The organism is Spirosoma foliorum, assembly GCF_014117325.1.
GTDB lineage: Bacteria > Bacteroidota > Bacteroidia > Cytophagales > Spirosomataceae > Spirosoma > Spirosoma foliorum.
Map to the genome: position 1 here is coordinate 5163555 of NZ_CP059732.1, position 12879 is coordinate 5176433.

Consider the following 12879-nt stretch of genomic DNA (forward strand, 5'->3'; position numbering starts at 1 on the left):
AAACGTCAAACTACGAACTACAAACCTCGAACTATATGCCGCAAACCTTCACCAAATCAGAACGGCTTTGCAGCAAAAAAACTCTCGCTGAATTATTTAAAAAGGGTAGTGCGACCGTTGGGACGTTCTACCTTTTTCCATTTAGGGTACTCCACCTCCCCGCTCCAGAATCTTCTCCTGAAAGCAACGTTTTGTTGCCTGCCATTGTCATTACTGTACCGAAGCGAATTTTCAAGCGCGCCGTTGACCGAAACCTGATTCGTCGGCGTGTACGGGAAGCGTATCGGCTCAATAAGCATCTATTCGATCAGCAAAAAACGTTACCCGGTCAATCCAGACCGGGCTATATTGCCTTTCTTTATACCGCAAAACAGATAATTTCGTTTGAAGAGATAGAAAAAGGTATGAAATTAGCTATAGCAAAAATGTAGAATGAATAATGCATAATGAGAAATGTGTCCAGTGCGCTTTTCATTATATATTGTACATTTTGCATTATACATTCTTCACACAAAAGGTCCTATGCGCTTTCCTAAACGTTTCACTCTGTTAGCCTCGTCAGCGCTCGTAGCGGGTGGCATTGGTTTCTTTTCGTTTAAAAACGACGATCGTTTCTTCGAAATCGCGCGGAACCTCGACATCTACGCCACGCTGTTCAAAGAACTGAACCTGTATTACGTTGATGAGATCAATCCGAACCGGATGGTCAAAACCAGTATCGACGGCATGCTGAAAGCGCTCGATCCGTATACGAACTTCTTTGCGGAAGATGAAATTGAGGATTACATGACCATGACCACGGGTCGCTACAATGGCATTGGCGCACTTATTGGTCAGCGTCAGGGCAAGAGTATTGTGCTGATGGTTTATGAAGGAACACCCGCCGAAAAATCAGGCCTTCGGATTGGTGATGAAGTCATTAAGATTGATGGCGTCGATATAAAAGCGCGAAAAGAGGCCGATCCAGGCAAACTTCTGAAAGGTCAGAATAATACAGCGGTGAAACTAACCGTTCAGCGGTATGGCGAGAAAAGCCCGGTTGAACTCAGCGTTATTCGGGATGTGGTAAAAATGACCAACGTGCCTTACTATGGCATGATTAACGACGAGGTTGGCTACATCGATTTGAAGGATTTTACGGCAACGGCTTCTCGGGAAGTTCGTACCGCCTTCCAGGAATTGAAGGGAAAGGGCATGAAAAAGCTCATTCTCGACGTTCGTGAAAATCCAGGTGGCTTGCTCAACATGGCCATCGACATCTGCAACACATTCATTCCGAAAGATTCGGAAGTTGTTACGACCAAGGGTAAAGTGACGGAGTGGAACAAAACCTACACGGCGCTAAATCCACCGCTTGATCTGGAAATGCCCATTATTGTGCTGACCAACAACCACAGTGCGTCGGCCGCCGAAATCGTGTCGGGCGTGATTCAGGATTATGACCGGGGTGTGTTGATTGGCCAGCGGACGTATGGTAAAGGGTTGGTCCAGACCACTCGTGAGTTGTCGTTCAATACCAAACTGAAAATCACAACGGCTAAATACTACATTCCCAGCGGGCGTTGTATTCAGGCAATCGACTATAGCCATCGCAATCCAGATGGTAGCGTTGGTAAGATTCCGGATTCACTCAAAACAGCCTTTAAAACCAAAGCAGGACGCGTGGTTTATGATGGAGGTGGTGTACTGCCTGATGTTGTGATCGAAGCCCAAACGCCAACACCAATCGCTTTAAGCCTGACCAACAAAGGGTTGCTTTTCGATTATGCTGTGAAATATCGTCACGAACACCCAACTATCAAGCCCGCTCGTGAATTCCGCCTGACGGATGCGGAATATGCTGACTTCGCCAAGTGGGTTGCCGATAAAGAATACGATTACACCACGCAGGTTGAAAAAGATCTGGGTACGCTCGAAGCGTCGGCTAAGAAAGAAAAATACTTCGATCAGATTCAGGATCAGCTCAAGTCGCTTAAGACCAAGATGTCGCACAGCAAAGATGCCGACCTGAACACGTTCAAGCCTGAAATCCGAACGCTGCTTGAGCAGGAGATTGCCGGACATTATTACCTGCAAAAAGGGTTGAAAGAAGCGTCGTTCGCTACCGATCCCGAAATGAAAGCCGCCCTCGATTTATTCAAAGACATGGGCCGCTACTCGACTATTTTAAAAGGAAAACAATAATGATGAATTATGAATTATGAATGATGAATTATAGGACTACCAGTCATTTATACTTCATCATTCATCATTCATCATTAACATGCTTATTCTCTCCCTCGACACATCTACCGCTTCCTGTTCAGTTGCGCTCCATCGCGATGGCCTGCTGTTAGGCTGTTATGAACTCTTTACGGAGCGTACATCAGCCGCTATGCTTACAACGCTCATTCAGGACGTTGTGCAACACGCAGGTTATGAATTAGCTCAGGTAGATGCAGTAGCTATAGCTAAAGGACCAGGCTCTTATACCGGCCTCCGCATTGCTGTCTCAACGGCTAAAGGCCTGTGCTTTGCTTTAGACAAACCACTCCTTGCTGTCAACACACTGGCCGGTATGTCCGAACAGGTTCGTGCTTATTATCCAGATACACATACCCTGTGCCCAATGATCGATGCCCGGCGTATGGAGGTTTATTGCGCGTTTTATAACACTAACGGACAGGAAATTCAACCGACCTCGGCTCAGATTATTGACGAAAATTCGTTCAATACATGGCTCTCCCAGGGGCCAGTTGTTTTCTTCGGCGATGGGGCTGCTAAATGTCAGGCGGTATTAGGCAAACAACCCAATGCCATCTTTCCAGAGGCAACCATAATCCCTTCGGCCCGCACCATTGGGCAGTTGGCAACAGCCGCTTTTGCCGAAGGACAGTTCGAAGATTTGGCCACATTTGAGCCATTCTACCTGAAAGATTTTATGACTACACAGCCCAAAAAGCTACTGGTTTAACCCTTTTGACAAGATTAACAGGATTGAAGGCTATAAATCCTGTTAATCTTGTCAAAAAGGTAAAGACTGTCGAAAACATAACTTCTCATAAAGCGGGAATCTGGCGTTTTTCCCCTTATTTCGCCCCGACAACCGTCTAGTTCTCGCTCCTGTGCAGATTATCGTTGATATTGGCAATACCGATGCCGTTTTCGGACTCTACGACCAAACTACCTGGCAATACATTTGGCGTACGCCCGCCCGGCTCGATGAACCAGCAGACTCTTACGAGCGTCGGTTACGGCTCTGGTTGCTCGAAGCCAGCATTCCGTTGAGCGCCATCAAAAGCACCGTTCTGAGTAGCGTTGTTCCTGATTTAACGCCAACCATGCGGGCTATGCTTACCGAATTGTTTGGTTTTGATCCAATCGTAGTAGGTCCAGGCGTGTATCCACTATTGCCCATTGAGATTCTTCGCCCGCACGAAATTGGAACAGACCTTGTCGCGAATGCGCTGGCAGCTTATACACGCTACAAAAAAAACTGTGTTGTTGTCGATTTTGGGACGGCGCTCACGTTTACGACGGTTTCAGGCGAAGGTAAAATTCTGGGAGTGGCCATTGCCCCAGGACTAAAAACCGCCATTCGATCTCTATTTTCCAACACAGCTCAACTACCAGAAGTACCCATTGAAGTACCGGCATCGGCACTGGGCACCAATACGACACACGCAATCCAGGCGGGTATAGTGCTTGGCTACGAGGGATTAGTTCGTTCGTTGGTAGGGCGGATTCAAGCTGAACTAAACGGCGATTGTATAGCTGTAGCGACAGGCGGTTTATCAGGTCGAATTCCCTCGCTGCAGGATGTTTTTACCGACATTGTTCCGTCGCTTACCCTAGAAGGCGTTCGCCTGATTGGTGAATTCGTTACCAACTCGACAGACAGACAATAAATTCTTTTCTGCTAACTACTAAAGGCTAGGTACTAAACCTGGCCTTTGCTGGCTTTGGCATGGCTTTCTGCGAAAGTTCTGTTATAAATAGTTTAGCCCTATTTACAATATTTTATTTCCAAAAATTAGCGTTGTGGTAACATATTTAATTGTATTATCTATATATCACCAAAAAAGATCGAATTATTTACTGACCATATAATAAATCTATTAGCGGACGCTTCTTTAACCAAAAAACAGAAAAATAGTACATTCTTTATCTTTTCCCCGGTCAGTTCTATTCAATCAACAGATAGTTAAATTACCAGAAATAGGACTATTTATCAGCTGATAACAAGCAGTTTATCTGTTTCATAAATTGATGTAGGCGTCGTGCTCTACTCGTAAAATGTTTAGGCGAGTCAGACATGCTGAAATTCTTTTTTTCACCAAACATCAACAGCGATGAAACTAGTCTACAAGCTTATTTTATCTACACTAATTGTACTTTTTCCTATTTTTTCTGTCCAAGCAAGTTTACCGAAGCCAGCCTGGAAATCGGGCCAGCTTATTCTTATAAACCACACGATTCTGGAAGGCGATTTATCGTACAACTGGCTCATGGAAACGGTATTATTTCGCCATACTGACGGACGAGTTCAGACATTTTCGGCAAACCAGGTTGATCAATTTGGCTGGTTTGATTTTTCCGTTCACCAATACCGAAAGTTCAAAGCGCTCGCTAGTGATGACGCAAAAACCAAGACGTACATCAGACATGCATTTTTCGAAATTTGTATGGATGGTTCGTTAACCGTGGTCAGAAACTTACGGCAACCACATGGTCTTTTCAAACGTGTACTCTCGCACCCAGCTTATTTTGTTGATCAGCCAATAATGGCGCAGAATACCGACTACTTCAATTATTACGTCTATGATTCGGGGCGTTTACTAGCGCTGGATCGGTTTTATACCGACATCTATGATCCAATCATGACGGCTTACGATAAAGTTTTGAAACGCTACATTTACGATCACAACATCAACGACCGACATCTATTAGGTCGTTTAGTCCTCATCGATCGCTACAACCTACTCGTTGAACAGGAGGCCAAGACCGCGTCGGCCAAGGGTGTAGTTGTTGCACCCGAATAGGAAAAGGCTTTAGGAGAGACTAAACTGTTGAGGATGATGTTATTGTACGACCCCGATGGGGTCAAATGTTTATAGCTAATGTAGTTTCTATAAACATTCGACCCCATCAGGGTCGCACCCTGTGCCATTCAATATAATTCAGCTCATTCGTCGGAAGCAGGTGAAGACTCATTGTTGGGGGCCTGGCCGCGCTTTTTTCGTTTGCGAAGTGCATCATTGAGCAAAAATTCAATTTGCCCATTCACGCTCCGAAACTCGTCCTGCGCCCAGCGCTCCAGTTCCTTCAGCGTCTCGGGCTGAATTCGTAAGACAAAGGCTTTTTTTTCAGCAGCCATAAGAAGGGGGAGGAAAGGAAGGAAGTAGGAAAGGGAGGAAAGGAACAAGGGAGATTCGAGTATTTAACTATTTCTCCCTTTATTCCCTCTCGTCCCTTTCCTCCCCCTCCTTTAATTATACAACGTCCCGGCATTAACAACCGGACTAACTGATTTTTCACCACATAAGACAACCAGCAGGTTACTCACCATAGCGGCTTTTCGTTCTTCATCTAACGCAATTACACCATTTTTTTCAAGTCGTTCCAAGGCCATTTCGACCATACCAACTGCACCTTCAACAATCAGACGCCGGGCCGCAATCATGGCCGATGCCTGCTGACGTTGCAGCATGGCGCCTGCAATTTCGGAGGCATACGCCAAATGGCTAACACGCGCTTCAAGAATATCTACCCCAGCCCGTTCGAGCCGTTCGTTTAGTTCCTGTTCCAGAAATACGTTGATCTGGCCTGTGCTATCCCGAAGCGTTACATCTGACGTTTCGTCTTCCATATGGTCGTATGGGTACGAATTAGCCAGTTTTCGAACGGCCGCTTCTGATTGAATCTGTACGAAATTCACGTAGTTATCAACCGAGAACAGGGCTTTGGCCGTGTCTTTTACTTGCCAGACAACTACGGCTGCAATCTCAACCGGATTTCCCATTTTATCATTCACTTTCAGGGTCTGTCCATTCAGATTTCGCGCCCGAAGGCTGATTTTCTTTTTGCTATATAGTGGGTTTACCCACCGCAAACCACCTTGTTTCATAGTGCCTACATAATCGCCGAAAAAAGTACAAACCGCTGCTTCGTTCGGATTGATAACGGTTATACCCATGAACAAGACAATAGAGGCAAGTACCAGAATGATGGGCAAAACAAATCCAAGTTTTGCAATCAATGCCAAGGGAGCAGCAATTAAGCAAACTACAGCTATGAGCAAAAGCACATAGCCTGAGATCGATGTGAGTGGTTTCTCCTGCATTATCGTAAGGTTTTAGATGATGGAAACAATATCATTTTGATATCACAATGATACGAAGCCTTCTTAACAATCCGTGAGAATCTATAGGAACGGTCAGGCAAATCCACTAGTGGTATTAAATTGACCATAAAGTCTCACCGGGTTAAAACCCGGCGCATTTCATCTGTTCTGTTTTGTGCGCCGGGTTTTAACCCGGTGATAATCTAATAAGACCAATTAGAGACGATTACGATACGATCGCTGATAACTTAACGGACTTTGTCCGGTAACAACTTTAAATTTCTCGAAGAAGCAGGTCGCGTTTTGAAAGCCGCTTTCGTAACAGATTTGTTGGATACTCATGCGGTTGTCGATCAGTTGCCGACAAGCATGCCCAACCCGGATTTCAGTCAGAAATTGGGAATAGGTCTTCCCGGTGCGTGATTTAAAATACCGGCAAAATGAATTGGAAGACAGGCCCGCGACAGAGGCTACCTCATCCAATCGGATTTTCTGTTTGAACTCCCTAAAGGTGAAGTCATAAATAGCATTAATGCGCTCATTTTCAGCGTCGGCAAAATTACATTCGAAGCCCAGGGATGATAACAACGTAGCTTCTTTTACATGAGCAATGGCGACCAGACAATCCAGCAAGGCAATTAGCTGATAAGGACCGCTAGACTGATACACAGTGTTAATTTTCGACCCAATCAGCTCGCAGGCAGCTCCGGTCAGCAAAATACCTCGTTGCGCTTTATCCAGCACCTGCCTGATCGGTTTCATTTCGGGAAGCGCCAGAAAATGATCTCCCCAAAAGTCTTTGCTAAAGTGAATAACGGTAGCATAGGGTTGAGTAGGTTGGTTATCAGCGGCTTCCTGTTCATCGTATCGCCAATAATGAGGGAGGTTAGCACCCACCAGCACCACATCGCCCGGCCCAAACCGCATGATATTATCGCCGACAAACTGGGTTCCGGTACCTTTATGAAACTGAATCAGCTCGACCTCGGGGTGAAAGTGCCAGCGGTTATTGATATTGGGCAATTGGTCTTGCCGAACGCTAAATGAGTGGGCAGGACCAGTAGTAACTTTTAATAACTGGGGTTTCATAAAAATATTCTCCAATAGCAGCATCATTTCCGATGCTATGCCAATATAGCTTAGTATCTGGGTAAATTCCTACAAAATATGACTTACGAAATAGAGTTACTTTGTAGCGTAATCTTACCGGATTTACACCTAAACCCGAAAAAGTCCTGTGTCCAAGTCTGACAATCGTTTCGCCATTGCTTTAATTACGGTTTTATTTTTCCTGTGGGGCTTTGCATTGAATCTGAATCCCATTCTGATTCCACACCTAAAGAAAGCCTGCCAACTTACTGATTTACAATCAGCTCTGATCGATTCAGCATCTTATTTTGCGTATTTCCTGATTGCCCTGCCAGCCGGGCTGTTCATGAAACGTTACGGCTACAAAGCAGGCATTACGTTGGGGTTATTACTGTTTGCAGGAGGTACGTTTCTGTTTTACCCAGCCGCTGAACTTCGGCAGTTTAGCCTTTTCCTCGTGGCTTTGTTTGTCATTGCCACTGGGCTGACGTTACTCGAAACAGCCGCCAATCCATACATCACGGTATTGGGTGATTCTGAAACAAGCACCCAGCGACTCAATTTCGCCCAATCGTTCAATGGGCTTGCCGCCTTTCTGGCACCGCTTGCTGGTGGCGCATTTATTTTGTCGGGTAAAAATGTATCAGCTTCAGAGCAACAAGCTATGGGCTCTACACAATTCGAAGCCTACCTAAAAGAAGAAGCCTCGTCGGTACAGGTTCCGTTTCTGATCATTGGCGGTATTGTGTTGCTGGTAGCGTTGCTGATTAGCCGGACGTCGCTCCCTGTCATTGAGGAAGTAGACGATTCACCAACAGCTAGTCAGGGCTCTATTTTATCCGAAAAAAATCTGGTAATGGGTGTTATCGCTCAGTTTTTCTACGTGGGTGCGCAGGTTTGCATCAGCAGTTTTTTCATTCGGTTTGTGGGGCAGGTAGCCAATATCGGCGAAAAAGAAGCCGCCAAGTTACTGTCCTTCGCGCTACTCGGTTTTATGATTGGTCGTTTCTTCGGTACGTTCCTGATGCGGTATATTACCCCTCCCCGTTTACTGGCACTCTATAGTTTACTCAACATTGGTTTATTGGCCATTGCGGTATTTGGTCATGGAATGGTACCGGTTTATACACTGGTTGGCGTTGAATTTTTCATGTCGATTATGTTCCCAACCATTTTCTCGCTGAGTATTCGGGGATTGGGGTCAAAAACTAAATTGGGGTCATCATTGGTCATTATGGCCATTGCAGGTGGGGCTGTGTTCCCGGTTATCATGGGCCGCGTATCTGATATGACCACCATGCAAACGGCTTACCTGGTACCCGCTATCTGTTTTTTACCCATTCTGTATTTTGCAATAAAAAACCTTTCTGTAAAACATGTAGCCTTAACTACGTCACATTAATTAAAGGGTGAAGGGTACGAATCGAGGAAAACTTCGTATACACAATACATTCCTGAATCGGATTTAGTCCGTTCACGACAACAGCAATAACACTCTCTGAAGGAGTTTATTTTCATAGGTTGGTTTCAGAAAGCCCCCACCGGCTTGAGTGAGGGCTTTCTTTTTTTCATCGAACGTTCATTCAGTACTTACATATATGGATTTACAACTGCAAAACAAGGTGATCATCGTTACGGGCGGAGCCAAAGGCATTGGCGAAGGCATTGTGAACGTACTAGCTGGCGAAGGCGCCATTCCCGTTATTATTGGTCGAAATGAAAGCGACAATCAGAAAGTCGTAGCGGAGATCGAAGCCGCTGGCCGTCAGGCATTTCAGGTTGTAGCCGAACTTACTCAGCCCGAAGAATCAGCGAAAGCAGTACAGGCAGTTCTGGAAAAATTTGGTCGAATTGACGGCGTTGTCAACAATGCTGGCGTAAACGATGGCGTTGGTCTCGAGCATGGTAATTACGAGGCATTCATAGCTTCGCTGCATAAGAATCTGGTCCATTATTACCTGATCGTTCATCATGCGTTACCTGCCTTGAAAGAGTCAAAAGGAGCGATCGTTAATATTACTTCGAAAACGGCCGACACAGGTCAGGGAGGTACTTCGGCCTACGCAGCTGCAAATGGTGGACGCAACGCGCTAACGCGTGAGTGGGCGGTTGAACTCCTGAAATATGGTATTCGGGTCAATGCCATTGTGGTAGCCGAATGCTGGACTCCGCTGTACGAACGCTGGATTAACACCCTGCCTAATCCAGAAGAAAAACTGGCATCGATCGTTTCGCATATTCCTCTCGAAAACCGAATGACGACTGCCGAAGAAATCGCTAACACAACGGCGTTTTTACTATCGAACCGTTCCAGCCACACAACAGGTCAGCTTCTGTACGTCGATGGCGGCTACGTTCACCTCGATCGTGCTTTAGCAAACGCGTCATAACTAAAAAAATTTGAGGTTTGTAGTTTGAGGTTTGATGTTCACAGAGACCGAAAACATCAAACCTCAAGCTACAAACCTCAAACTTGAATGCAAACCTTAGTCTGTACAACGCCGGGGGAATTAACCTACCAAGCAGGCGTAAAGCCCGAGCTAACGCCTAGCAACGCCATTATTCGCATTCGCCGGATTGGTATCTGCGGCACTGATCTTCACGCGTTTGAAGGCACCCAGCCGTTTTTCAATTACCCACGTATTCTTGGCCACGAACTGGCGGGCGAGTTGGTCGAGGCAGACGGAGCGCCTGATTTTGAACCCGGCGAAGCCGTTACATTCCTTCCCTATTTCAACTGTGGTCACTGCATTGCCTGCCGGTCCGGAAAGCCTAATTGCTGTGCGAGTCTTAATGTATGTGGGGTTCATTCAGATGGCGGCATGGTTGAATACCTATCCGTGCCCTCTTACTCGCTGGTACATGGCAATGGCCTGAGTTTCGATGAGCTGGCTTTAGTTGAACCGCTGGCTATTGGCGCGCACGGTATTCGTCGGGCCAATGTACAACCGGGCGAGTGGGTGCTGGTTATTGGCGCAGGTCCTATTGGACTGGGTGTCATGGAGTTTGCTCGTATTGCTGGCGGCAAGGTAATCGCACTGGATATCAATGAATCGCGACTGGATTTCTGCCGAAACCGATTAAACGTAGAACATACGGTGCTAGCCACTGCCCCGGACGTTTTTGACCAGATAGCCAAAATCACGAATGGCGATATGCCAACCGTTGTCATCGACGCAACCGGCAATCTTAAGGCCATTAACAATTCGTTTCAGTATATGGCCCATAGTGCCCGTTATGTGCTGGTGGGATTGCAGAAAGGCGAAATTTCGGTCAGTCACCCAGAGTTTCATAAACGGGAAGGCACGCTTATGAGCAGCCGCAACGCAACCCGGCAGGATTTCGAACATGTGATTGCGTCCATGAAAAACGGTCAGGTTGATCCAACAACCTACATCACGCATCGAGTGACGTTTGGGCAGGTAAGCGACAAATTTGCCAGCTGGCTCAATCCAGCGAATGGGGTCATCAAAGCAATGGTTTCGATGAATGACTAGTTTGTTTTCTGACAGGATTTACAGCCGGGCCGACGCTTCGGATAAAACAGGATTGAAGGCTAGAGAAAATCCTGTAAATCCTGTCAGAAAAAACTAGTCTTACATCCCCAACTCTACAAACGCCAATCCTTTTCACTATTTTTGCGGCCTTAATTACTGGTCAACCTGCTGATTGACCAACTTATTGACAATCATGCAACTGAGTGAACAAGAAATAAATCGCCGACAAAAACGCGAAGAATTAATGCGGATGGGGATCGACCCCTACCCTGCTGAGCTATTTGACGTAACGGCCACCATCGCCGACATCCGTGAGGCTTTCCAAACTGTTGAACCTGAACAGGATTTTTCAGGCGACGAACGCTGGGGCAATATTCAACTGGCGGGCCGATTGATGGTATTCCGCATTAGCGGTAGTGCCTCATTCGTCGAAATACAAGACTCCACTGGCCGGATGCAGTTCTACTTCCGTCGTGACGACATCTGTCTCGGCGAAGATAAAACCCTGTATAACACGGTTTTCAAGAAATTGCTTGACATTGGCGACATCATTGGCGTTCGGGGTCATGTCTTCACCACCAAAACCGGTGAACTATCCGTTTATGTGAAAGAATTTAAGATTCTGAACAAAGCGTTGCGCCCATTGCCAGTTGTGAAGGAAGTTGTCAATGAGCGAGGAGAGAAAGAAACCTTCGATGCTTTTACCGATCCGGAACAACGGTATCGCCAGCGGTATGTGGATTTGATTGTGAATCCACAAGTACGCGACGTATTCGTAAAACGAACCAAACTGGTCAACTCAATTCGGCAATTCTTGAGTCAGAAAGGCTATCTGGAAGTCGAAACGCCGATTTTGCAGCCTATTCACGGCGGAGCAACGGCACGCCCATTCAGCACCCATCACAACTCGCTCGACATGACGCTTTATATGCGGATTGCCAACGAGCTATACCTGAAACGTCTGATTGTGGGCGGCTATGATGGCGTGTTTGAGTTTGCGAAAGACTTCCGTAACGAAGGCATGGACCGGACCCACAATCCGGAATTTACCCAGGTTGAGTTCTACGTTGCCTATAAAGATTATCTCTGGATGATGGACACCATTGAGGAGATGGTTGAAAAAGTAGCCTTGGACGTAGCTGGCACCACGAAAGTGACTGTTGGCGAAAACGTTATTGATTTCAAACGTCCCTGGAAACGCCTAACGATGTTCGAGGCTATTCAGGAGTATACTGGTGTTGATGTATCGGCAATGGAAGAAGACGAACTGCGTCAGGTTGCTGAAAGTCGGGGAATTAAAGTAGATAGCACCATGGGCAAATCGAAACTGATCGATGAGCTGTTTGGGGATGCCTGCGAACCCAACCTTATCCAGCCGACATTCATTACCGATTACCCTGTCGAAATGTCGCCGTTGACCAAAAAGCACCGGAGCAAACCGGGTCTGGTTGAGCGATTTGAGGCTATTTGTAACGGAAAAGAGATTGCCAACGCCTACTCTGAGCTAAACGATCCGCTCGATCAGCGTGAGCGTTTTGAAGAGCAGTTGCGCCTGGCCGAACGGGGTGACGAAGAAGCAATGGCGTTGGACGAAGACTTCCTGCGGGCCCTCGAATATGGTATGCCCCCAACGGCGGGCGTTGGTCTGGGTATTGATCGTTTGACGATGATCATGACCAACCAGCCTTCGATCCAGGATGTTCTGTTTTTCCCACAGATGCGCCCAGAAAAGAAAGTAGAGCTAGCGGACGATAGTGCTTTTGTCGTAGTCGGTGTTCCGGCCGAATGGATTCCGGCACTACAAAAGTTGGCTATTCAAACAGTCGATCAACTCCAGGCAAGCAACCCTAATAAGCTCTTTAATGATCTTGGGGGTGTGCGCAAAAAACTAAAAATGGACGTACCAATGCCTACGCTGGATCAGGTACGTAGTTGGACTGGAAATTAAATAAGGAAACCCCCACCTGAAAA

12 protein-coding genes are annotated in these 12879 nt (G+C 46.5%); 9 read left to right on the plus strand and 3 right to left on the minus strand.

The features are described 5' to 3' along the window. Positions 1 to 35 precede the first annotated feature (35 nt). The 5 genes from H3H32_RS21915 (at position 36) to H3H32_RS21935 (ending at position 5021) form a co-directional block, all read left to right on the plus strand. Positions 36 to 431, plus strand: coding sequence for a ribonuclease P protein component (locus tag H3H32_RS21915; protein WP_182457754.1), 396 nt, complete (start codon positions 36 to 38; stop codon positions 429 to 431). A 91-nt stretch (positions 432 to 522) separates the two neighbouring features. Continuing rightward, positions 523 to 2184, plus strand: coding sequence for a S41 family peptidase (locus tag H3H32_RS21920; protein WP_182457755.1), 1662 nt, complete (start codon positions 523 to 525; stop codon positions 2182 to 2184). A 79-nt stretch (positions 2185 to 2263) separates the two neighbouring features. After that, positions 2264 to 2953, plus strand: coding sequence for a tRNA (adenosine(37)-N6)-threonylcarbamoyltransferase complex dimerization subunit type 1 TsaB (gene tsaB / locus H3H32_RS21925; RefSeq protein WP_182457756.1), 690 nt, complete (start codon positions 2264 to 2266; stop codon positions 2951 to 2953). 151 nt (positions 2954 to 3104) lie between these two features. Further along, positions 3105 to 3887, plus strand: a complete 783-nt coding sequence (locus H3H32_RS21930; RefSeq protein WP_182457757.1) for a type III pantothenate kinase — start codon at positions 3105 to 3107, stop codon at positions 3885 to 3887. 444 nt (positions 3888 to 4331) lie between these two features. Beyond that, positions 4332 to 5021 (plus strand): hypothetical protein, encoded by a 690-nt coding sequence (locus H3H32_RS21935; protein ID WP_182457758.1) that lies wholly within the window; start codon positions 4332 to 4334, stop codon positions 5019 to 5021. A gap of 143 nt (positions 5022 to 5164) precedes the next feature. Here the strand turns inward: H3H32_RS21935 and H3H32_RS21940 are convergent, their stop codons facing one another. From H3H32_RS21940 to H3H32_RS21950, 3 genes are all read right to left on the minus strand, one after another. Beyond that, the gene (locus H3H32_RS21940; protein WP_182457759.1) at positions 5165 to 5356 is read right to left on the minus strand and encodes a type II toxin-antitoxin system antitoxin; all 192 of its coding nucleotides are present in this window, start codon (positions 5354 to 5356) and stop codon (positions 5165 to 5167) included. A 111-nt stretch (positions 5357 to 5467) separates the two neighbouring features. Next, positions 5468 to 6322 (minus strand): SPFH domain-containing protein, encoded by an 855-nt coding sequence (locus H3H32_RS21945; protein WP_182457760.1) that lies wholly within the window; start codon positions 6320 to 6322, stop codon positions 5468 to 5470. A gap of 216 nt (positions 6323 to 6538) precedes the next feature. After that, positions 6539 to 7411, minus strand: coding sequence for an AraC family transcriptional regulator (locus H3H32_RS21950; RefSeq protein ID WP_182457761.1), 873 nt, complete (start codon positions 7409 to 7411; stop codon positions 6539 to 6541). 148 nt (positions 7412 to 7559) lie between these two features. Between H3H32_RS21950 and fucP the strand changes: the two genes are divergently transcribed. The 4 genes from fucP (at position 7560) to lysS (ending at position 12856) form a co-directional block, all read left to right on the plus strand. Beyond that, positions 7560 to 8813, plus strand: a complete 1254-nt coding sequence (gene fucP / locus H3H32_RS21955) for an L-fucose:H+ symporter permease (RefSeq protein ID WP_182457762.1) — start codon at positions 7560 to 7562, stop codon at positions 8811 to 8813. Between the two features lie 196 nt (positions 8814 to 9009). After that, complete coding sequence (locus tag H3H32_RS21960; protein ID WP_182457763.1) at positions 9010 to 9801, plus strand: L-fucose dehydrogenase; 792 nt, start codon at positions 9010 to 9012, stop codon at positions 9799 to 9801. Between the two features lie 87 nt (positions 9802 to 9888). Continuing rightward, positions 9889 to 10908, plus strand: coding sequence for a zinc-binding alcohol dehydrogenase family protein (locus tag H3H32_RS21965; protein ID WP_182457764.1), 1020 nt, complete (start codon positions 9889 to 9891; stop codon positions 10906 to 10908). Positions 10909 to 11101: 193 nt separating this feature from the next. Continuing rightward, entirely contained in the window at positions 11102 to 12856 is a 1755-nt protein-coding gene (gene lysS / locus H3H32_RS21970; protein WP_182457765.1) for a lysine--tRNA ligase, read from the plus strand. Positions 12857 to 12879: the final 23 nt, after the last annotated feature.

Excerpts from the sequence above, each read along its gene's own strand:
- H3H32_RS21920 (WP_182457755.1), top strand. The coding sequence starts at position 523 with ATGCGCTTTCCTAAACGTTTCACTCTGTTAGCCTCGTCAGCGCTCGTA.
- H3H32_RS21940 (WP_182457759.1), bottom strand. The coding sequence starts at position 5,356 with ATGGCTGCTGAAAAAAAAGCCTTTGTCTTACGAATTCAGCCCGAGACG.
- lysS (WP_182457765.1), top strand. The coding sequence starts at position 11,102 with ATGCAACTGAGTGAACAAGAAATAAATCGCCGACAAAAACGCGAAGAA.
- H3H32_RS21950 (WP_182457761.1), bottom strand. The coding sequence starts at position 7,411 with ATGAAACCCCAGTTATTAAAAGTTACTACTGGTCCTGCCCACTCATTT.
- H3H32_RS21945 (WP_182457760.1), bottom strand. The coding sequence starts at position 6,322 with ATGCAGGAGAAACCACTCACATCGATCTCAGGCTATGTGCTTTTGCTC.
- H3H32_RS21965 (WP_182457764.1), top strand. The coding sequence starts at position 9,889 with ATGCAAACCTTAGTCTGTACAACGCCGGGGGAATTAACCTACCAAGCA.
- H3H32_RS21915 (WP_182457754.1), top strand. The coding sequence starts at position 36 with ATGCCGCAAACCTTCACCAAATCAGAACGGCTTTGCAGCAAAAAAACT.
- tsaB (WP_182457756.1), top strand. The coding sequence starts at position 2,264 with ATGCTTATTCTCTCCCTCGACACATCTACCGCTTCCTGTTCAGTTGCG.
- H3H32_RS21960 (WP_182457763.1), top strand. The coding sequence starts at position 9,010 with ATGGATTTACAACTGCAAAACAAGGTGATCATCGTTACGGGCGGAGCC.
- H3H32_RS21935 (WP_182457758.1), top strand. The coding sequence starts at position 4,332 with ATGAAACTAGTCTACAAGCTTATTTTATCTACACTAATTGTACTTTTT.